This is a genomic window from Buttiauxella agrestis, assembly GCF_900446255.1.
In the GTDB taxonomy this organism is placed as follows: Bacteria; Pseudomonadota; Gammaproteobacteria; order Enterobacterales; family Enterobacteriaceae; genus Buttiauxella; species Buttiauxella agrestis.
Genome location: NZ_UIGI01000001.1, coordinates 917,582 through 937,491 on the forward strand (window position 1 = coordinate 917,582; position 19,910 = coordinate 937,491).

Genomic DNA, 19,910 nt, shown 5'->3' on the forward strand with positions numbered 1-19,910 from the left:
CATGAGCAACGTAAAAATCACTATTCCAGCAGATTTTATACTCGGTGCTGCGGCATCGGCCTGGCAAACCGAAGGCTGGAGTGGCAAAAAAGAAGGGCAGGATTCCTGGCTCGACGCCTGGTACAAAAACGACAGACATGTATGGCATGAAGGCTACGGCCCGGCGGTCGCGACGGATTTTATCAATCGCTATCGCGAAGATGTGGCGTTGATGAAACAGGCGGGATTAACGCACTACCGCACCTCTATCAACTGGTCGCGCTTTTTCACGGACTATGAAAATGGTGTAGTCGATGAGGAATATGCTCAGTACTACGACAACTTAATCGATGAAATGCACCGCAACGGCGTCGAACCGATGATTTGCCTTGAGCACTATGAATTGCCTGCTGTTTTATTTGAAACCTACGGCGGCTGGGCATCGAAGAAAGTGGTCGAGCTTTTTGTCTTGTACGCTGAAAAAGTGTTTGCCCGTTACGCGCATAAAGTGAATCGCTGGTTTACATTCAACGAGCCGATTGTGGTGCAAACCCGCGTTTATCTTGACGCGTTGCGCTGGCCGTATGAGCAAAATACTCATAAGTGGATGCAGTGGAATCACCACAAAAACCTCGCCACGGCGAAAGTCGTGAAACTTTTCCGCGAAAAAGGCTACAGCGGAACCGTTGGCTGCATTCTTAATCCAGAAGTGACTTATGCGCGCTCCAGCGCTGCCCATGACCAGCAAGCGGCACAGATATACGATCTGTTTTACAACCGCGTGTTTTTAGACCCGCTGGTGCACGGTGAGTATCCGCAGCAGCTTATCGAACTACTGGAAAAACATGATATTAAATGGGATTACACCGAACAAGAGCTGGCGATTATCCGGGAAAATACCGTCGATGAACTGGGTATCAACTTATATTATCCACATCGCGTAAAAGCGCCGTCACGCGCCTGGAACCCGGAAACGCCATTCCATCCTGCATATTATTACGAGCCGTTTGAATTGCCAGGGCGGCGTATGAATAAGTCGCGTGGCTGGGAAATCTATCCACGTATCGTTTATGACATGGCGATGCGGATAAAAACGGAATATCGCAATATTGCGTGGTTTGTCGCAGAAAGCGGGATGGGAACAGAAAACGAAGCGCAATTCCGCAATGCTGACGGCGTGATTGAAGATAACTATCGTATCGCGTTTATCAGCGAGCATTTGTACCAGACGCTGCGCGCTCGCGAAGATGGCGCTAACTGCCAGGGTTATATGCTGTGGGCGTTTACCGACAATGTCTCGCCGATGAACGCCTTCAAAAATCGCTACGGTTTGATTGAAATTAACCTGCAAAACAATCGCCAGCGGCGGGCGAAAAAATCTGCGCATTGGTATCGGACGCTGGGTGAAACTCGCACGTTGCAGCTCAACGTTGATGATGAATGGAAATAATTGGGTACGGAATTTGATAAGCTAGCGGGCATAAATCAGCGCCAGAACATAATGGCGCTGAGAATCAACAAATGCGGGTGATATCGTGGACAAGGTAGTGCTTTCGCCAGAAAAAAAACAATACCAGGAAATTGGTGAGGATCTGCGCGCGCAAATAATGCAGGGACTGTATCCAGTCGGTTCACGTTTGCCGCCTGAACGTAATATTGCTGAAACCTATGGCGTCAGCCGCACGATTGTTCGTGAAGCGTTGCTGATGCTCGAACTGCAAGGCACAGTCGATATTCGCCAGGGGTCCGGTGTGTATGTGATGCGCGTTCCGGCAGAAAATGAAGCGGAAGAAGAAGCCTTTTTCAGTAGCGATATTGGGCCGTTTGAAATGCTTCAGGCGCGTCAGTTGCTGGAAAGTAATATTGCGGCATTCGCCGCAAAAATGGCGACCAAAGCGGATATCGACAACCTCAAGCGAATTCTCGAGCAAGAGCAGCGTGCTATCGCGATAAACGATCTGAGCCAGGATAACTGCAAGATGTTCCACCTGGTTCTGGCGGGCGCTTCGCAAAACCAGATGCTGCTGGCGACGGTGGAAAGTATCTGGCGCCATTTAGACAGCAGCCCAATGTGGCAGCAATTACGGGCGCATATTGATACACGCAGCTATCGCCTGAAGTGGCTTGGCGACCTGCAAACTATTCTGGCAGCGCTGCGCCGCCGCGATGTCATGGGGTCATGGCAGGCGATGTGGCAGCATTTAGAAAACGTCAAAAACAGCCTGCTCGAGCAATCAGATTCCGATGCGCCCGATTTCGACGGCTATCTTTTCGAGTCCGTTCCCATCTTCCAGGGGAAGCTGATGTGAAAATTCTTCCGCTTTTTCAGAAGCCGCAATATGCCGAGCAGGTTACAGACTGGATATGGCAGGCGTTTGGCACTCCTGACAGCCGGGACTTTTTCGCTTCAATTGTGGCAACCAGCCAGCGGGAAGGGGAGTTGCCTTTAACTTTTGTGGCGGTTGAGGGTAATAAGCTGGTCGGAACGGTTGGGTTATGGCGCTGCGATTTAATTAGCCGCCAGGATTTTTATCCGTGGTTAGCGGCGTTATATATCGATGAAAACCAGCGCGGACGTGGGCTTGGGGCAATGTTACAACAGCACGTTATTGAACACGCTCGCACGCTGGGCTATCCGCAGCTGTATCTCTATTCAGCGTGCAAAGATTATTACGAGCGCTTTGGCTGAGAATATATCGGCGACGGGCTGGATTACCCGGATAAAGTGGTTCATCTTTATAAATACGTGCTTTAAACATTTACCACACACTAATTAAGGTTTAGAAACAATAGTTTTGCAGATTTCTGGCTTACTGGCGTAATACAGTCCAGGAACGTCCCCTTCCTCGTCACATAACGTGTAACCTAACGCCATTAATCCCAGCGGGATTATCCATGATATGACCATGAAAAACACGAAGCATGCAAGACTAAATAATCCCCAGATATTACCAATGAGCGTTCCTTTTTTTAGGCGCTCAACGCCTTTTTGCAGAATTGTACGGAATGCGAAAAAAAACAGATAAATATAGGTTGGTGTCGCTCCAATAGCGATGATGATTTTTCCATCATAGATAATAACATTACCTAAAGTAACCAGAGAGTATAGTCGATATTTCTCAATAAAAAACGTGGAATAATATATCATAATCAAAGATACGGCCATCAAAAAAATACCAGAAAATTTAAAGCCTATCCATTGTAATTTGGTATATGGTCTCATTTATTTTCTATCATCATACAAAGTTGCGGATCAGTAACATAGTACACTCTGAGTTTATCCTCATGGCATGAAGTGTAATGTAATATCAATAACACAATAGGGATTAGATAGGATGCGACTAGCCCTAAGGCAAAAGAGAGTATGCTAAATACCCCCCAAATCTGTCCAATTACCGTTCCTTTTTTTAGAGGTGCAATTCCTTTATTTAAAACTGTACGGAGTGCAAAAAAGAACATGTAGATAACCATAGGTATGCCGCCAAGGCAGATAATAACTCTTCCATTGTATGTTATGATATCACCGAGTGTAATTAATGAATTGATGGCATAGAACTTATAGAAATAAGCCACTAGATAAATGAGGGCCATACTGGCCATCATAAGAAATACCCCCGAAAATTTAAATATCAACCAGCGTAAGGTAGTGTATTCTTTCATACTTAATACCCTCTACCTGGTAGTGGAGTTATATATGGAGATAAATGTTGGTAGTCCCAGGAACTCATTTTTTGTTGCTCATTTAATGCCTGTTGTATTTTATTTTTGAGTTCTGCAGAAAACCCCAACTCATTATCCAGAATGTTAAGCCCTATATTCAGTGCAATGCCTATAAATATTATAAGAATGGCCGTGCCAACTATTGGTGCACTAATCACTGTAAATATGCCACCCGCAATCCCAATCACAACACTTGAAACAATTATTTTTGCTACGTCCATTGTAATATCAACCAGGAAATCTTTTAGGTGATAATCAGATTTAAATATAAATTCAATCACGCGAAAGGCTAAAGAGGCATAAATACAAAACTTCATCCCTTTTACTATCGAGTTGGCGACTCCGCGCATCCCAATAGCCATTTCAAGTATTTGTGGGTTTCTTGCTCCGTAACGGGTACCAGTAAGTATGCGGCGCACGCCAGCATAACCAGTGATTTTTATATATGCCTTGCCATTAATTACGTATTCAATAGCTTTTATTTTTAGACAATTAAAGTTGAAGACTAATTTTCCCGCAGGGCTGTAGTAAGTGGTTAATTTGCTGAGGGTGCGAAATCCATCCAGGCCATCTTTAATATTCCCAGGGCCTAATCGATAGGAGAAGAAATAATCTAAATTACCAAGCAATTCATCTGATACCCCTTGCGCTTCCTCAATAGTTAGCAACATGATGTATCGACTCTCTGTAATAAAGCTTTCATTAATTGCAGCCATATCACGCAACACTGGATTCATACTTGGATAGGTTTGAAATTGATGCTCGTCGCGCAAGTAATCATGTGGCTTCTTCTTTGAATCTCTTAATTCAGACATGACAACCTCCTTATTTATCAAAACTGATATTTAAAAAACGCGATCATTCCACAGACTATACGCACTGGTACCTGCATCACAATGTTCCCAGGTTATCGTTTCATAGCTGAAGGTGATTTTTTCCTGGGGTTCGGCTCCATTATCCAGAAGATTGTGAGGTACAATGAATTCATTATGCGAAATTCGAGCTCCGGTAAGTTTGACTTTATAATAAAGGTTATTCATACCAACCCGGTTGGTACGGTATAAATCCAGATCGCAGACCAGCATTTCATTATCATTTATCGCTTTGGCTAATAAAGGTGAAGATTTATCAATCGGCTTAATGATCACCATTTCATGATGATTGACGTTTTGTGCACGGGACATAGAATGAGTGACGGCATAAACCATAATCTGGTCGATGTGAGCGATTTGTGCTTTGTTACCAATAGAATCTAATGATGAGCATCCGGCAGAGATCAGTCCCTGTGTTTGACCATTAACGGTTAAATAGGCTAAGTTTGACATATTATTCCCTTAATATTATTGATGTAATTTATATGATAAAGATTTGCAAGTTTATTCACCCGCAATCCTGGTATCAATATAAATAAAATGCAATCATAATATCTTGAAAGGTTTTGCTACTTTATTTTTATTTGTTATATGTTTTATTAATTAATAATTAATCTGGTATTTAAAATGCGAATGGATAAGGTTGCTTATTATTTCCAGCCAGATGTTTTATCTGGCTGGTTTTATTTTCTTTACTCGCCCGAATACGCAATCACCGAATGCCGACGCACAAGCGTTGGGCTAAACATATGCGTGATTTCGGGTAATTCACGTTTTTCAGCAAGTGCCAAAGCCAGTTCCGCGGCCTGTTCTGCCATGGTAATGATCGGGTAACGCACTGTTGTCAGACGTGGGCGAACGTAGCGTGAAATCAACACGTCATCAAAGCCAATCAGTGAAATTTCTTTCGGGACATCAATGCCGTTATCATTGAGAACGCCCATTGCACCTGCGGCCATGGAATCGTTGTAACAGGCGATCGCGCTGAAGTTCTTTCCGCGCCCCAGCAGTTCCGTCATTGCCTGCTCACCACCGCTTTCATCCGGTTCACCATAAGTCACTAAGCGATCATTAATCGGTAAACCATGCTCCGTTAGCGCGTCGTAATAACCTTGCAAACGATCCTCGGCATCGGAAATTTGATGGTTGGAACACAAGTAGCCAATTTTAGTATGGCCTTGTTGAATCAGATGGCGGGTTGCAAGCCATGCGCCGTAGCGGTCATCCAGCGCCACACAACGCTGCTCAAAACCCGGCAAAATTCGGTTGATCACCACCATGCCTGGCATTTGTTTCATTAAAGAAATGAGTTCTTCGTCAGGTATTTTTTTCGCATGAACGACCAGGGCTGCGCAGCGGTGGCGAATAAGTTGTTCAATCGCCTGGCGCTCTTTTTGTTCGTTGTGATAACCGTTACCGATCAGCAAAAAATTGCCGGTGCGATAGGCGACTTGTTCTACGGCTTTTACCATCGCGCCAAAAAATGGGTCGGAGACATCGCCCACAATCAGGCCAATGGTTTCAGTGGTTTGCTGCGCAAGTGCGCGCGCATTCGCATTGGGATGGTAATTCAGCTCTTCCATCGCGCTGCTTACCGCCAGGCGCGATGCATCACTGGCTTTGGGGGAATCATTTATGACACGAGATACCGTGGCGACAGAAACGCCTGCCAGTTTTGCTACATCCTTAATTGTCGCCATCGAAGATTTTCCTGAGTGGGTAAGCGTTTACACAGTTTTAAGTGTTACGGAAAAGGCGCGTTACTTCAAGGGCGCAACTGTCGTCAGCGTCGCAAACCTCTCTAAAAAGAAACCAAATTCAGTGTAATCGTTACACATCCAGTACCACAGAAATCAAGCGTAGCGGCAGAAGGCGGCATGTTATGGATTTTTAAAGATTTCAGAGTAAATCTTTGCTTACAGTTTGCATCGCGCTGTTGCTATTTCGCCATGGCGAAAAGTGACCAGGCACTGCTACATTTGAAGTCCCAGAGGTATTGATAGGTGATGTCAGCATCTAATGCTGATCACATGAATTACACCAACCTGCGCGGATGCGCAGGTTTTTTTTGTCTAAAAAATGGCAGCCTGTAACAAGACGCGATGTTTTAAACACCTGGTTGCACTTTCCGCTAATTCCCTTGCTTTTTCTCACTGGTAGCCCTGCGCTGACTGCGCCACAATTCAAGTCCCAGAGGTATTGATTGGTGAGAATTCTAGTTACATTGTTAAGTAAATTCTTTGCACCGACCTGCGCAGATGCGCAGGTTTTTTTTGCCTTTTTTTCAGACTTTGCATTCACCCAAACTATCGCTCCTTTCCATTTAGTCATGTAATCTCCCACTACACTTAAGTACCTGCGGCTTATTCATGACAAAGGGAGTTGCTATGCTATTTGGTTTTTTCCGTGCACTTTTTCGTATTCTGTTCAGAGTGCGGCTTTATGGCTCGCAGCAATCTCTTTCTCAGCCACGCGTCCTGATTGTTCCTAACCACGTTTCCTTTATTGACGGTATTTTGCTGGCGCTGTTTTTACCCGGCCGGCCAGTGTTTGCTGTCTATTCATCTATTAGTCAGCAGTGGTACATGCGCTGGCTAAAATCGTTGATAGATTTCGTGCCGCTTGACCCAACCAAACCGATGTCGATTAAACATCTGGTGCGGCTGGTGGAGCAGGGCCGTCCGGTGGTTATTTTCCCGGAAGGGCGAATTTCTGTGACTGGCTCATTGATGAAAATTTATGAAGGCGCCGGGTTTGTTGCCGCAAAATCAAACGCGACCGTTATTCCCATCCGTATTGATGGCGCGGAGCTGACATTTTTCAGCCGCCTGAAAGGCCTGGTAAAGCGGCGTTTGTTCCCGCGTATCAGCCTGCATATCCTGCCGCCGACATCCGTTCCGATGCCAGAGGCTCCACGCGCGCGTGAGCGCCGGAAAATGGCAGGGGAAATGCTGCATCAGATAATGATGGAAGCGCGAATGGCAGTACGCCCGCGTGAAACATTGTTTGAAGCGCTGCTTGCTGCGCAATATCGTTACGGTGAGCGAAAAAACTGTATCGAAGATATTAATTTCAAACCCGATACTTATCGCAGTCTGCTGACCAAGACCTTGTTTGTCGGGCGTATTCTGAATAAATACAGTGCGCCGGGCGAAACGATTGGCCTGATGCTGCCCAATGCGGCTATCAGCGCTGCGGTGATTTTTGGGGCGTCGTCCCGTGGGCGAATTCCGGCGATGATGAACTACACCGCGGGCGTGAAAGGGCTGACCAGTGCGATTACAGCCGCACAGCTCAAGACGATATTTACTTCGCGTCAGTTCCTCGACAAAGGCAAATTATGGCATCTTCCCGAGCAGCTCACGCAGGTGCGTTGGGTCTTTCTTGAGGACTTAAAAGCCGATGTCACGTTGGCAGATAAGCTGTGGATCTTCGCGCATTTACTGATGCCGCATCTGGCTCAGGTAAAACAACAGCCAGAAGACGCCGCAATGGTGCTGTTTACTTCCGGCTCGGAAGGCAATCCAAAAGGTGTGGTGCACAGCCATAAAAGTTTGCTGGCAAACGTGGAGCAAATTCGCACGATTGCTGATTTTACGGCGAACGATCGCTTTATGTCGGCGCTGCCGTTGTTCCACTCTTTCGGCCTGACTGTGGGGTTATTTACGCCGCTGCTGACCGGTGCCGAAGTGTTCCTCTACCCAAGTCCGTTGCACTACCGCATTGTGCCGGAGCTGGTTTACGACCGTAACTGCACCGTGTTGTTTGGCACCTCGACATTCCTGGGCAACTACGCGCGTTTTGCAAATCCTTACGACTTCTTCCGCCTGCGTTATGTGGTGGCGGGCGCGGAAAAACTCCAGGAAAGCACCAAACAACTTTGGCAGGATAAATTTGGCCTGCGCGTGCTGGAAGGCTACGGCGTGACGGAATGCGCGCCCGTGGTGTCTATCAACGTTCCAATGGCGGCAAAAGTCGGCACCGTCGGGCGCATTCTGCCAGCGATGGATGCCAGATTGTTGTCAGTACCGGGAATTGAAGAAGGTGGGCGGTTGCAACTGAAAGGGCCGAACATCATGAAGGGCTACTTGCGAGTGGAAAACCCGGGTGTTCTGGAAGCACCGAGCGCCGAAAATGAACAAGGCGAGGTGGAGCAGGGCTGGTACGACACGGGCGATATCGTCAGTTTCGATGAACACGGTTTTTGTGTGATTCAGGGGCGCGCAAAACGCTTTGCCAAAATTGCCGGTGAGATGGTTTCGCTGGAAATGGTAGAGCAACTGGCGCTCGGCGTTTCACCAGAGAAAATGCACGCTACGGTCATTAAAAGCGATGCGGCAAAAGGGGAGGCACTGGTGATGTTCACCACGGATAGTGAACTGAACCGTGAAAAACTGCTGCACTTTGCGCGCGCGAATGGGATCCCAGAATTGACGGTACCGCGTGATATTCGTTTCATGAAACAGTTGCCGGTTCTTGGGAGCGGCAAACCTGATTTTGTCAGTCTGAAAACACTGGTAGACCAGCCGGAGACAGAGCATGCGTGATAATGCCGTAAACGATACCTCCATTTGGTCCAGAGGTATGATGGCAGTAACCTGCGCGCAATTTTTATCAGCGTTTGGTGATAACGCGTTGCTGTTTGCCACGTTGGCAGTGCTGAAACAGCAGTTTTACCCCGACTGGAGCCAGCCTGTTTTGCAGATGGTTTTTGTTGGCGCTTATATTTTATTTGCCCCGTTTGTTGGCCAGGTCGCGGACAGTTTTTCCAAAGGGCGAGTGATGATGTTTGCCAACAGTCTCAAACTGGCTGGCGCAGCGGTAATCTGTTTCGGCTTTAATCCCTTCGTCGGTTACACGCTGGTGGGGATTGGCGCAGCATCCTATTCGCCCGCTAAATACGGGATTTTAGGTGAACTGACCACGGGCGACCGTCTGGTGAAAGCCAACGGGCTGATGGAAGCCTCGACCATTGCTGCGATTTTGCTTGGTTCAATGGCAGGTGGCGTGCTGGCCGACTGGCATATTGTGGCGGCGCTTGGCGTTTGTGTGTTGGTGTACGCCGGGGCGGTTGTCGCCAATATATTTATTCCAAAACTTGCTCCTGCTCGCCCTGGTCAGTCATGGCGCTTTACCCCGATGACGCGCAGTTTTTTCACGGCCTGCCGCACGCTTTGGCAAAACGGTGAAACTCGCTTTTCGTTAGTCGGCACCAGCTTGTTTTGGGGGGCGGGCGTCACGCTGCGCTTCTTGCTGGTGTTGTGGGTTCCGGTTGCGCTGGGCATTACTGACAACGCGACGCCAACGTATCTGAATGCCATGGTTGCCGTCGGGATTGTGGTGGGGGCGGGGGCCGCGGCGAAACTTGTGACGCTTAAAACCGTCGCACGTTGTATGCCTGCCGGGATCTTAATTGGTGTTGGCGTGTTGTTCTTCTCGCTGCAACACGCACTGCTGCCGTCTTATATATTGTTGGTGCTGATTGGTGTTCTGGGAGGGTTCTTTGTGGTGCCGCTCAATGCGCTGCTTCAGGAACGCGGCAAACATTCCGTCGGTGCAGGGAATGCGATTGCGGTGCAGAATCTCGGCGAAAATACCGCGATGTTGCTGATGCTTGGGCTTTACTCGCTGGCGGTAAAAACCGGCGCACCGATAGTCGGAATTGGCATTGGTTTTGGCGCAGTATTTGCGCTGGCGATTGGCTGGCTGTGGGTTTGGCAGATTCGGCAGAAATAGTTTTCTCCTCTCCCAAAGGAGAGGAGATTTCCACATCACGGTGCCGGATAAGTATAAATCCGGTTCACCGCTTCTAACTCTTCAAGAACATCTTCACTCAAGTCCAGATGCAGGCTCTCAAGGTTGGTTTTTAACTGCTCAAGCGTGGTCGCGCCTAAAAGTGTGCTGGCAACAAACGGCTGACGGCGTACAAACGCCAGCGCCATTTGCGCCGGGTCGAGATTATGCCGCTTAGCAACGTCGACATAAGCCGCAACTGCATGCTGAGTTTGCTCGCCGCTGTAGCGCGTGAAACGGCTAAACAGCGTGTTGCGTGCGCCAGCAGGTTTCGCCCCATTCAGATACTTCCCGGTCAGCGTACCGAACCCCAGGCATGAATAAGCCAGCAATTCGACACCTTCGCGCTGGGTAATTTCAGCCAATCCCACTTCAAAACTGCGATTCACCAGGCTGTACGGGTTCTGGATGGTAACGATGCGCGGTAAATCATGCTTTTCAGCCAGTTGCAGGTAGCGCATCACGCCCCACGGCGTTTCATTGGAAACACCGATATAGCGGATTTTCCCGGCACGCTGAAATTCGGTCAGTGCTTCGAGTGTTTCCAGCAGAGTGACCGGGACGGCGTTATCGGTCCAGGTGTAGCCCAGTTTGCCAAAGCAGTTGGTGGCGCGTTGCGGCCAGTGAACCTGATAAAGATCGATATAATCGGTTTGCAAACGCTTCAGGCTGGCATCCAGCGCATCACGGATATTGCGGCGATCCAGAATTTGGTTTGGGCGAATGCCGGCATCATTGTTGCGGCTGGGGCCGCTGACTTTGGTGGCGATAACCAGCTTTTCACGATTAGCGCGCTGCTTTAACCAGTTACCGACGTAGGTTTCTGTTAGCCCCTGGGTTTCCGGGCGAGGTGGCACCGGATACATTTCTGCCACATCAATGAGGTTTACGCCCTGATGGACGGCGTAATCAAGCTGTGCATGAGCGTCGGCTTCGCTATTTTGCTCACCAAACGTCATGGTTCCCAGCCCTAGCGTACTTATTTCAAGAGAGCTGTGGGGGATACGGTGATATTGCATAGCCGCTTTCCTTATTCTTCTGACTTATCAGCCAGGCACGCGCCCGACAAAAAATGGACTATAAACATGGCAGAGGGGAAGCAAAAGCGGAAGGGGGTAAACGAAGAAAAAGTGTTACAGGCCAGCGAGGCGCTGACCTTTATATGCTGGATTTATTAACGTTCGATAATTTGCGAAACATCATCGCGGTTAATCTGCATCTCGTTGCCTTGCTGATCGCGATAACTCACTAAACCCGTGTCATCATCGACCTGCGGTTTTCCGTCAGTCAGAATCATACGGCCATCTTTGGTTGCCATCACGTAATCGCTGCTACAACCTGAAACCGCAAATGCCAGACCGACAGCGGAAATTAGAACTGCCCATTTTTTCATCATTATTCGCCTCGTGTGGTATGGAATGACATATATAGTCTAGTAATAACTCGACAAAGCGCAGAAGGTAAGCAGTAAATTCTTAAAAGAAACAGAGGGGAAGCGAGAGCGCCTCCCCTAAGATGATTAAAGCGGGTTCTTTTTGTTGCGGATAAGATTCAGTGTTTCTACGGCAATGGAGAAGAACATCGCAAAATAGATGTAGCCTTTCGGCACATGAATATCGAAGCCTTCCAGAATCAGCGTAAAGCCAACCAGCAACAAGAATGACAGCGCCAGCATTTTCACCGAAGGGTGGCGTTCTACAAAATCACCAATCGATTTAGCAGCAAACATCATGACCATCACCGCAATCACAACCGCTGCCATCATAATAAACAGATGATCGGACAGGCCTACTGCGGTAATCACCGAGTCCAGGCTGAAAATAATATCCAGCAGCATGATTTGCACGATAGCGCCGAAGAAAGAGTGAACGTTTGTTTTTATGCTCTCTTCTTCACCTTCAATGGACTCGTGAATCTCTTTGCTCGCCTTCCAGATTAAGAACAACCCACCCAATGCCAAAATAAGATCGCGTGCCGAGAATTCATGGCCCATTACGGAAAACAGCGGGTGAATTAAGTGCGTCATCCAGGCGATAGACGCCAGCAAGACCAGACGCATTATCATCGCCGCGCCGAGCCCAAGACGGCGTGCTTTAGCCTGCTGCGCTTTAGGCAGCTTCGCCACCACAAGGGAGAGGAAGATGATATTGTCGATACCCAGTACGATTTCGAGAATCGTCAGAGTGCCCAGCGCCATCCACGCGTTAGGATCGGTAACCCATGCAAACAACATTAAAAAAATCCTGCCTGAAAATTTAAAACGCCAATTATAAACGCCAGCTTAGAACTGGGTGCAAGTTAAATGAATCTACAACGAGAAATGATTAGCCAGCAAAGCGGCGGTAAAGTTCTTTTTCAGGTAAAAACCGCGAGGTAACGTCAGAATTGGTGCGCCATCTGCCCCGATGGCATCGGTTAGCGCCTTGCTGTTGGCCGCTTTTGGGCGCAACTGTAGCACTTCACCATGACGGGCCGTGATGCGTTCAACTTGCCCGAGCACAATCAAATCCATCAACTCTTCCCAATCCATGCGTAACTGTTGCTCTTCTTCTTCGGACGGCGCCCACAGCAATGGTGTGCCGATATGCCGCTCAGCCAGCGGAATTTGCCGTTCACCTTCGACAGGGATCCACAATACGCGTTTCAATTTGTGGCGCACATGGCTGGTTTCCCAAACCACTCCGGTGTTACCGGTGAGAGGCGCAACACAGACAAACGTGGTTTCCAGCGGGCGACCAAACCTATCCACGGGGATAGTTTTAAGCTCAATCCCCAATGCGGCAAAATCTTGCTCAGGTTTGCTTCCGGCGCTGGCACCCAGCCACAGTTCAAGCAACACCCCGATCCAACCTTTGTCGCGCTTAAGATCGTTTGGGATCGACAAGTTGGCCAAAGCCGCTAACTCACCCAGCGTAAAGCCGGCCAGCTTCTGGGCCTGGGCCAGTAAAATCTGTTCATTTTCTGGAGGGTTAAGTAATGGACGTAGAGCTTGCATTGTGCCTGGCTGTTGATCGGTTAAAAAATAAGCGTGGTTTACCCACAGTGTGGAAATAGTTTAGCGTGTCGGGGATAAGAATGACAATCTACTGATTTTGAATCATTTTTATCGATTAAAATTGTCATATCTGAATCCTGCAAAAACCTTTTCCCATTCTGGTCACCGGGAATGAACAGGATCTTACACCGGGTTATCCACAGAAAAATGGGATAACTGGTAAAAAAGCTCACTACTGGTTCGATTTACAGCCTTGACTGGGGGGTAAAACCCATTTTTTCACCAGATTGTGACTAACTTGTTGGCACATTCTGTGGATAAAAACGTCATTGGTCGATCTTTCATCAATGGAAGATCTTCATATGTGATGATCATCACACTACTGGGCTGTGAGAGAATTAATGTTTGTTTATTTAATTGAAATTAATGAATATTTTATTTGTGCTTTGAAAGCGTATTTTAGAGTTATCCTAAGTTGTCCCGAGAGTATTAGGTAGTTCTTCACAGTTATATCCACAGAAAAAGTGAATAAACTGCCGGTTCCAAATCTACTAATGTTTATAACTCGGTCAAATTTTGTGAGTTATTCAAATGTTATTCCTTCAGGCAACCGTTACACAGTGGTTTACCGTCTAGCGCTTGTATGAAACAATCGCCCTAATCTAAGTTTGTTTTGAGGTAGTCCGGTGATCGATGATGATGGCTACCGCCCGAATGTTGGTATCGTAATCTGTAATCGGCAGGGTCAAGTGATGTGGGCCAGGCGTTTTGGTCAACATTCCTGGCAGTTTCCGCAAGGTGGCATCAATCCTGGCGAATCCCCGGAACAGGCAATGTACCGGGAACTTTTCGAGGAAGTGGGGTTACAGCGAAAAGATGTCCGAATACTCGCCTCGACCCGAAACTGGTTACGTTACAAGTTACCTAAACGTTTGGTGCGTTGGGACACAAAGCCGGTTTGTATCGGCCAGAAACAAAAATGGTTTCTCTTGCAGTTGATCAGCAGCGATAACGATATCAATATGCAAACCAGCAGTACCCCAGAGTTTGATGGCTGGCGCTGGGTCAGCTATTGGTATCCTGTTCGTCAGGTCGTCTCGTTTAAACGCGATGTGTATCGTCGGGTGATGAAAGAGTTTGCAAGCGTCGTAATGCCGCTACAGGAAGTTACGCCACCACGTAATAACGCGCCTGCATGGCGACGTAAAAGAGGTTAATTCACGCGAAAAATGCTCACCCGTTTGCGAGAAATAGTCGAGAAGGTTGCCAGCGCCCCGCGCCTCAATGAGGCGCTGGATATTCTGGTTACAGATATCTGCCTTGCGATGGACACCGAGGTATGCTCGGTTTATCTCGCAGATCATGACCGGCGTTGTTTTTACCTGATGGCGACGCGTGGCCTTAAAAAGCCGCGCGGTCGAACCATTACCCTCGCATTTGATGAAGGCATTGTCGGGCTGGTAGGGCGCCTCGCAGAGCCGATAAACCTTGCCGATGCGCAAAAACACCCAAGTTTTAAATATGTTCCCGCTGTAAAAGAGGAGCGTTTCCGCGCGTTTCTCGGGGTTCCTATTATTCAGCGACGCCAGTTATTAGGCGTGCTGGTGGTTCAACAGCGTGAGCATCGTCAATACGATGAAAGCGAGGAGTCCTTCCTCGTCACACTCGCCACTCAAATGGCAGCCATTCTTTCTCAATCACAGCTAGCCGCGTTGTTTGGCCAATATCGCCAGACGCGAATTCGAGCATTGCCTGCATCGCCAGGTGTGGCGATTGCCGAAGGCTGGATGGACTCAACGCTTCCGTTAATGGAGCAGGTATCTGAAGCGTCAACGCTTGATACCATACTCGAGCGTGAGCGCCTGACCGCTGCCCTTGAAGAGGCTTCCAATGAGTTTCGTCGCTACAGCAAACGCTTTGCGGCGGGAGCGCAGAAAGAAACGGCAGCAATTTTTGACCTCTATTCACACCTGTTAACCGATGCCCGCCTTCGCCGTGAATTATTCGACGAAGTCGATAAAGGCTCGGTTGCAGAATGGGCGGTTAAAAAAGTCATCGAAAAGTTTGCGGAACAGTTCGCAAGTTTAAGTGACAGCTACCTGAAAGAACGAGCGGGCGATTTGCGCACGCTCGGTCAGCGTTTGTTATTCCATCTCGATGACACCATTCAAAGTCCCAATACCTGGCCTGAACGTTTTGTATTGGTGGCGGACGAGTTATCCGCAACGACACTTGCCGAACTTCCGCAAAATCGCCTTGTTGGGGTGGTGGTGCGCGATGGTGCGGCAAACTCCCATGCTGCAATTATGGTGCGGGCGCTCGGCATTCCAACCGTTATGGGCGCTGATATTCAACCTTCAGTGCTGCATCGTCGCACATTGGTTGTCGATGGTTATCGGGGTGAACTGCTCGTTGACCCGGAAACGGTGTTGTTGCAGGAATACCAGCGTCTCATCACCGAAGAGAACGAACTGACTCGTCTGGTTGAAGACGACGTTGATAGCCCTGCCGCACTGAAAAGCGGCGAGCGCGTCCAGGTCATGCTGAATGCGGGTCTTAGCCCGGAGCATGAGCAGCAACTTGGCGGCCGTATCGATGGAATTGGTCTGTATCGCACCGAAATTCCATTTATGCTGCAAAGTGGTTTTCCGTCAGAAGAAGAACAGGTCGCCCAGTATCAGGGCATGTTGCAGATGTTTAACGAAAAACCGGTCACGCTGCGAACGCTTGATGTCGGTGCCGATAAACAATTGCCGTACATGCCTATCAGTGAAGAAAACCCGTGTCTGGGCTGGCGAGGCATTCGCATCACGCTGGACCAACCGGAGATTTTCCTGGTGCAAGTGCGCGCCATGCTGCGTGCCAACGCGGCGACCGGCAACCTGAGCATTCTTCTGCCGATGATCACCAGCATTGACGAAATTGATGAAGCGCGTCGCTTGATTGACCGTGCGGGGCGTGAAGTGGAAGAGGTGCTCGGTTACGAACTGCCTAAACCGCGTATTGGTGTGATGGTTGAAGTCCCTTCCATGGTCTTTATGCTGGGGCATCTTGCCAGCCGCGTTGATTTCATCTCGGTTGGCACCAATGACCTTACGCAATATTTGCTGGCAGTTGATCGTAATAACACTCGGGTGGCGAGCCTGTACGATAGTCTGCATCCGGCAATGCTTCGAGCGTTGAACCATATTGCCAAAGAAGCGGAACGTAACGGGATCGATCTTTGTTTATGTGGCGAAATGGCAGGTGACCCAATGTGTGTGGCACTGCTGGTTGGCATGGGCTATCGCCATTTATCGATGAACGGCCGTTCGGTGGCTCGCGTCAAATATCTGTTGCGCCACATTAGCCTCGAAGAAGCACAACTTCTCGCCCAGCGCAGCCTTGAGGCGCAGCTTGCGACAGAAGTGCGCCATCAGGTCGCGTCCTTCATGGAACGTCGAGGCATGGGTGGTTTGATTCGCGGCGGGCGCTAGGCGCCTGGCCCATTAGGCATTACACATCTTTTACAAGATCCTCGACTTAACCCTAAAGCCCTTTGTGCTATGATCCGCTCCCTTCGGAGCGCATCTGCATAGATGCGTACTTGCAACTCATCGTCTATTTTCGATGGGGTAACAATGGTTTGTGGTGACAGATGAATAGTGGCTATCTGCATTTCCCTGAATTTGACCCGGTGATTTTCTCCATCGGGCCAGTCTCTTTGCACTGGTATGGTGTGATGTACCTGGTCGGCTTCGTATTCGCCATGTGGCTTGCGGGTCGTCGTGCTAATAAGCCTGGCAGCGGCTGGACGAAAAACGAAGTCGAAAACCTACTATATGCGGGCTTCCTTGGGGTATTCCTCGGTGGGCGTCTTGGTTATGTCTTCTTCTACAATCTGCCATCTTTCCTGGCCGATCCACTCTACCTGTTTAAAGTGTGGGACGGCGGCATGTCCTTCCACGGCGGCCTGGTCGGTGTCATTTGCGTAATGATATGGTTTGCGCGCCGCACCCATCGTTCCTTCTTCCAGGTTTCTGATTTCATCGCGCCACTGATTCCATTTGGCCTGGGCGCGGGTCGCCTTGGTAACTTTATCAATGGCGAGCTATGGGGTCGTGTTGACCCGAACTTCCAGTGGGCGATGCTGTTCCCAGGTTCCCGCAGCGAAGATATCGGTCTGCTGGCGACTCACCCTGAATGGCAGTCGCTCTTTAACACCTACGGTGTTTTGCCGCGCCACCCATCTCAGTTGTATGAAATGGTTCTGGAAGGCATCGTGCTGTTCATCATCCTGAATCTGTTTATCCGTAAACCACGTCCGATGGGGTCTGTATCTGGCCTGTTCCTGATTGGGTATGGTGCATTCCGTATCATCGTCGAATTCTTCCGCCAGCCAGATGCGCAGTTTACCGGTGAGTGGGTGCAGTACATCAGCATGGGGCAAATCCTTTCGATTCCGATGATTGTCGCTGGTGTGGCAATGATGGTTTGGGCATATCGCCGTCGCCCACAGCAACAGCTTTCGTGAGGAAATATGAAACAGTATCTTGATTTGATGAAACATGTGCTGGAAAACGGCACGCCAAAAGATGACCGTACCGGTACCGGCACATTGTCGATTTTCGGTCATCAGATGCGCTTCAATCTGCAAGATGGCTTCCCACTGGTTACCACCAAACGTTGCCATTTACGTTCCATCATTCATGAACTGCTGTGGTTCCTGAAAGGTGAGACTAACGTTGCTTATCTGCATGAAAATAATGTCTCCATATGGGACGAATGGGCGGATGAAAACGGCGATTTAGGGCCAGTGTACGGCAAACAGTGGCGCTCATGGGCAACACCTGATGGCCGCTATATTGACCAGCTGACCACCGTAATTAACCAACTGAAAAACGATCCCGACTCGCGTCGTATAATTGTTTCGGCGTGGAACGTGGGTGAGCTGGATAAAATGGCATTGGCTCCTTGCCATGCGTTTTTCCAGTTCTACGTGGCGGATGGCAAGCTTTCCTGCCAGCTTTACCAGCGTTCATGCGATATCTTCCTCGGCCTGCCATTTAACATCGCCAGCTACGCTTTACTGGTGCATATGATGGCGCAGCAATGCGAGCTGGAAGTGGGTGATTTTGTCTGGACAGGTGGTGATACCCACTTGTACAGCAACCACCTTGAGCAGACTCGTTTGCAATTAACGCGTGAGCCGCGCGCATTGCCGAAGCTAGTAATCAAGCGCAAACCAGCATCACTGTTTGATTACAATTTCGAAGATTTTGAAATTGAGGGTTACGATCCTCATCCTGCAATCAAAGCTCCAGTCGCTATCTAACGGTTAATAACCTGCCATAACCGGTGCCCTATGTGCGCCGGTTTTTTTTGCCTCTCTTCCGGCTTTGCGAGCCTGTTTCCAGCACTTCTGCAATTTTACGCAACAGTAAAACTTCCCTTCGAGAAGCCTCGAGAAACGAGATATTGCTTCTGGCGCGGAATTTCGCAGCTGGCACACTCCCGCCATGAAAACAAAACAGTCTGGCTTCAGCCTGATAGAAATGATGGTCGTCATGGTGATTGTCGCAATGCTCAGTGCTGGCGGTGTCTACGGCTGGCAACAATGGCAGCAACAGCAGCGCTTGCGGATAACGACTCAGCAGATTCGTCATTTACTTGAGCAGTTACGCGCCGATGCAAACTGGAATAATCGCGACCATTTGCTTGCGGTGAAGCGCTCAGGAAACTCGTGGTGTCTGGCAAGCAAACTGATTGCAGAGGGCGGCTGTAACGCCAGTCATCGCTGGTCATTGCTTCAACCATTTGCTGATGTCGATATTACAGATTCCACGTCTGGAATGGGGTTTTACGGGCTTAGGGACACAGCGTGGCCGGGTCATATCACGCTACAAAGCTCTGCCGGAAAGTGGCGCGTTATTCTTTCAACTCAGGGAAGAATTCGCGTCTGCGAAGTTAAAGGGAGCAACAAATGCAGCTAAACCAACAGGGCTTCACAATACTTGAAACGCTTATTGCCATGGCCTTGAGCAGTCTTGTTCTGCTGGGGGCCGGGAGGCTATTTCCAGTGCTCCAGCAGGCGGTATTGCTACAGTATCAGAAAGAGACACTGCAAGAATCGCTCTGGCAACTGGCATTTAGTGTAGGCAAACAGCTACAACGCGCGGGCTATTGCCATGGAAGTTGCCAGGGTGAGGGGCTGGTTGTACGTAAAGAGGGCGAGTGTGTCTTGTTGCAATGGGACAATAACAGCAACGGACGCTGGGAACCGTCTGGCCATAATGAAACTGAATTAACCGGTTTTAGACTTAATGGCAACAACCTGGAAGCTTTGCGCGGCGCTTCCAGTTGTGAAGGCAATGGTTGGGAGAAAATCTCCGATCCTGCCTCAATGATGATAGAAAAATTCTCTGTTACCCGTCTGGCTCGCCACTCACTGCCACCGTTGCTAGTTATCGAGTTGGTTGCCGCTTTTAAAAAAGAGCAAAGCCCTGTGTCTTTGCGCCATATCGTCGTCGGTTATAACCTGTGAATGGGCAACCAGAGAGAGGTAACGCGAC

General features: G+C 48.9%; 20 protein-coding genes and 1 pseudogene. 11 read left to right on the forward strand and 10 right to left on the reverse strand.

Annotated features, from left to right (window positions below):
- Position 1: 1 nt before the first annotated feature.
- From DY231_RS04420 to DY231_RS04430, 3 genes and pseudogenes are all read left to right on the forward strand, one after another.
- Positions 2-1,429 (forward strand): glycoside hydrolase family 1 protein, encoded by a 1,428-nt coding sequence (locus DY231_RS04420; protein WP_115627423.1) that lies wholly within the window; start codon positions 2-4, stop codon positions 1,427-1,429.
- Between the two features lie 85 nt (positions 1,430-1,514).
- On the forward strand, positions 1,515-2,288 hold the full coding sequence (locus DY231_RS04425) for a GntR family transcriptional regulator (RefSeq protein WP_115627424.1): 774 nt from the start codon (positions 1,515-1,517) through the stop codon (positions 2,286-2,288).
- Positions 2,285-2,734, forward strand: a pseudogene (locus DY231_RS04430) (GNAT family N-acetyltransferase). Before DY231_RS04425 ends, DY231_RS04430 begins: the two are co-directional and overlap by 4 nt.
- An 18-nt stretch (positions 2,735-2,752) precedes the next feature.
- On the opposite strand, the gene DY231_RS04435 reads toward DY231_RS04430, so the two are convergent.
- The 6 genes from DY231_RS04435 to DY231_RS04460 form a co-directional block, all read right to left on the reverse strand.
- Entirely contained in the window at positions 2,753-3,202 is a 450-nt protein-coding gene (locus DY231_RS04435; RefSeq protein WP_115627425.1) for a DUF1240 domain-containing protein, read from the reverse strand.
- Positions 3,199-3,639, reverse strand: coding sequence for a DUF1240 domain-containing protein (locus DY231_RS04440; protein ID WP_115627426.1), 441 nt, complete (start codon positions 3,637-3,639; stop codon positions 3,199-3,201). The genes DY231_RS04435 and DY231_RS04440 overlap by 4 nt, the downstream gene beginning before the upstream one ends.
- A gap of 2 nt (positions 3,640-3,641) precedes the next feature.
- The gene (locus DY231_RS04445) at positions 3,642-4,514 is read right to left on the reverse strand and encodes a hypothetical protein (protein WP_256682638.1); all 873 of its coding nucleotides are present in this window, start codon (positions 4,512-4,514) and stop codon (positions 3,642-3,644) included.
- Positions 4,515-4,544: 30 nt separating this feature from the next.
- Positions 4,545-5,024: an Hcp family type VI secretion system effector gene (locus tag DY231_RS04450; RefSeq protein WP_115627427.1), complete on the reverse strand. Its 480-nt coding sequence runs from the start codon at positions 5,022-5,024 to the stop codon at positions 4,545-4,547.
- Between the two features lie 239 nt (positions 5,025-5,263).
- Entirely contained in the window at positions 5,264-6,271 is a 1,008-nt protein-coding gene (gene galR, locus DY231_RS04455) for an HTH-type transcriptional regulator GalR (RefSeq protein WP_034498080.1), read from the reverse strand.
- Between the two features lie 316 nt (positions 6,272-6,587).
- The gene (locus tag DY231_RS04460; protein WP_115627428.1) at positions 6,588-6,902 is read right to left on the reverse strand and encodes a hypothetical protein; all 315 of its coding nucleotides are present in this window, start codon (positions 6,900-6,902) and stop codon (positions 6,588-6,590) included.
- A gap of 56 nt (positions 6,903-6,958) precedes the next feature.
- On the opposite strand from DY231_RS04460, the gene aas reads away from it, so the two are divergent.
- Positions 6,959-9,118 carry a bifunctional acyl-ACP--phospholipid O-acyltransferase/long-chain-fatty-acid--ACP ligase gene (gene aas / locus DY231_RS04465; protein ID WP_115627429.1) on the forward strand — a complete coding sequence of 720 codons (2,160 nt, stop codon included), beginning with the start codon at positions 6,959-6,961 and terminating at the stop codon, positions 9,116-9,118.
- The gene (gene lplT / locus DY231_RS04470) at positions 9,111-10,307 is read left to right on the forward strand and encodes a lysophospholipid transporter LplT (RefSeq protein ID WP_115627430.1); all 1,197 of its coding nucleotides are present in this window, start codon (positions 9,111-9,113) and stop codon (positions 10,305-10,307) included. The genes aas and lplT overlap by 8 nt, the downstream gene beginning before the upstream one ends.
- Before the next feature lie 35 nt (positions 10,308-10,342).
- Here the strand turns inward: lplT and DY231_RS04475 are convergent, their stop codons facing one another.
- The 4 genes from DY231_RS04475 to mutH all read right to left on the reverse strand — a co-directional run bounded on the left by DY231_RS04475 (position 10,343) and on the right by mutH (position 13,359).
- Positions 10,343-11,383, reverse strand: coding sequence for an NADP(H)-dependent aldo-keto reductase (locus tag DY231_RS04475; protein ID WP_034498074.1), 1,041 nt, complete (start codon positions 11,381-11,383; stop codon positions 10,343-10,345).
- 155 nt (positions 11,384-11,538) lie between these two features.
- The gene (locus DY231_RS04480) at positions 11,539-11,757 is read right to left on the reverse strand and encodes a YgdI/YgdR family lipoprotein (protein ID WP_034498072.1); all 219 of its coding nucleotides are present in this window, start codon (positions 11,755-11,757) and stop codon (positions 11,539-11,541) included.
- A gap of 126 nt (positions 11,758-11,883) precedes the next feature.
- Positions 11,884-12,597: a TerC family protein gene (locus DY231_RS04485; RefSeq protein WP_115627431.1), complete on the reverse strand. Its 714-nt coding sequence runs from the start codon at positions 12,595-12,597 to the stop codon at positions 11,884-11,886.
- Between the two features lie 75 nt (positions 12,598-12,672).
- Positions 12,673-13,359 (reverse strand): DNA mismatch repair endonuclease MutH, encoded by a 687-nt coding sequence (mutH, locus tag DY231_RS04490; protein ID WP_034498068.1) that lies wholly within the window; start codon positions 13,357-13,359, stop codon positions 12,673-12,675.
- Positions 13,360-14,045: 686 nt separating this feature from the next.
- Here mutH and rppH point away from each other — a divergent pair.
- The 6 genes from rppH (at position 14,046) to DY231_RS04530 (ending at position 19,882) form a co-directional block, all read left to right on the forward strand.
- On the forward strand, positions 14,046-14,576 hold the full coding sequence (gene rppH, locus DY231_RS04505; RefSeq protein ID WP_034498067.1) for an RNA pyrophosphohydrolase: 531 nt from the start codon (positions 14,046-14,048) through the stop codon (positions 14,574-14,576).
- A gap of 12 nt (positions 14,577-14,588) precedes the next feature.
- A complete protein-coding gene (gene ptsP, locus DY231_RS04510; RefSeq protein ID WP_115627433.1) occupies positions 14,589-16,835 on the forward strand; it encodes a phosphoenolpyruvate--protein phosphotransferase in 2,247 nt (748 codons plus the stop codon).
- 161 nt (positions 16,836-16,996) lie between these two features.
- The gene (gene lgt / locus DY231_RS04515) at positions 16,997-17,872 is read left to right on the forward strand and encodes a prolipoprotein diacylglyceryl transferase (protein ID WP_034498063.1); all 876 of its coding nucleotides are present in this window, start codon (positions 16,997-16,999) and stop codon (positions 17,870-17,872) included.
- A 6-nt stretch (positions 17,873-17,878) separates the two neighbouring features.
- On the forward strand, positions 17,879-18,673 hold the full coding sequence (thyA, locus tag DY231_RS04520) for a thymidylate synthase (RefSeq protein ID WP_115627434.1): 795 nt from the start codon (positions 17,879-17,881) through the stop codon (positions 18,671-18,673).
- Positions 18,674-18,857: 184 nt separating this feature from the next.
- On the forward strand, positions 18,858-19,331 hold the full coding sequence (locus tag DY231_RS04525; RefSeq protein WP_115627435.1) for a prepilin peptidase-dependent protein: 474 nt from the start codon (positions 18,858-18,860) through the stop codon (positions 19,329-19,331).
- Positions 19,322-19,882 (forward strand): prepilin peptidase-dependent protein, encoded by a 561-nt coding sequence (locus tag DY231_RS04530; protein ID WP_115627436.1) that lies wholly within the window; start codon positions 19,322-19,324, stop codon positions 19,880-19,882. The genes DY231_RS04525 and DY231_RS04530 overlap by 10 nt, the downstream gene beginning before the upstream one ends.
- The last annotated feature ends 28 nt before the right edge of the window (positions 19,883-19,910 follow it).

Coding starts and splice junctions, on each gene's coding strand:
- DY231_RS04420 (WP_115627423.1), top strand. CDS start 2: ATGAGCAACGTAAAAATCACTATTCCAGCAGATTTTATACTCGGTGCT.
- DY231_RS04435 (WP_115627425.1), bottom strand. CDS start 3,202: ATGAGACCATATACCAAATTACAATGGATAGGCTTTAAATTTTCTGGT.
- DY231_RS04440 (WP_115627426.1), bottom strand. CDS start 3,639: ATGAAAGAATACACTACCTTACGCTGGTTGATATTTAAATTTTCGGGG.
- DY231_RS04445 (WP_256682638.1), bottom strand. CDS start 4,514: ATGTCTGAATTAAGAGATTCAAAGAAGAAGCCACATGATTACTTGCGC.
- DY231_RS04450 (WP_115627427.1), bottom strand. CDS start 5,024: ATGTCAAACTTAGCCTATTTAACCGTTAATGGTCAAACACAGGGACTG.
- galR (WP_034498080.1), bottom strand. CDS start 6,271: ATGGCGACAATTAAGGATGTAGCAAAACTGGCAGGCGTTTCTGTCGCC.
- DY231_RS04460 (WP_115627428.1), bottom strand. CDS start 6,902: ATGACTAAATGGAAAGGAGCGATAGTTTGGGTGAATGCAAAGTCTGAA.
- aas (WP_115627429.1), top strand. CDS start 6,959: ATGCTATTTGGTTTTTTCCGTGCACTTTTTCGTATTCTGTTCAGAGTG.
- lplT (WP_115627430.1), top strand. CDS start 9,111: ATGCGTGATAATGCCGTAAACGATACCTCCATTTGGTCCAGAGGTATG.
- DY231_RS04475 (WP_034498074.1), bottom strand. CDS start 11,383: ATGCAATATCACCGTATCCCCCACAGCTCTCTTGAAATAAGTACGCTA.
- DY231_RS04480 (WP_034498072.1), bottom strand. CDS start 11,757: ATGAAAAAATGGGCAGTTCTAATTTCCGCTGTCGGTCTGGCATTTGCG.
- DY231_RS04485 (WP_115627431.1), bottom strand. CDS start 12,597: ATGTTGTTTGCATGGGTTACCGATCCTAACGCGTGGATGGCGCTGGGC.
- mutH (WP_034498068.1), bottom strand. CDS start 13,359: ATGCAAGCTCTACGTCCATTACTTAACCCTCCAGAAAATGAACAGATT.
- ptsP (WP_115627433.1), top strand. CDS start 14,589: ATGCTCACCCGTTTGCGAGAAATAGTCGAGAAGGTTGCCAGCGCCCCG.
- lgt (WP_034498063.1), top strand. CDS start 16,997: ATGAATAGTGGCTATCTGCATTTCCCTGAATTTGACCCGGTGATTTTC.
- thyA (WP_115627434.1), top strand. CDS start 17,879: ATGAAACAGTATCTTGATTTGATGAAACATGTGCTGGAAAACGGCACG.
- DY231_RS04525 (WP_115627435.1), top strand. CDS start 18,858: ATGAAAACAAAACAGTCTGGCTTCAGCCTGATAGAAATGATGGTCGTC.
- DY231_RS04530 (WP_115627436.1), top strand. CDS start 19,322: ATGCAGCTAAACCAACAGGGCTTCACAATACTTGAAACGCTTATTGCC.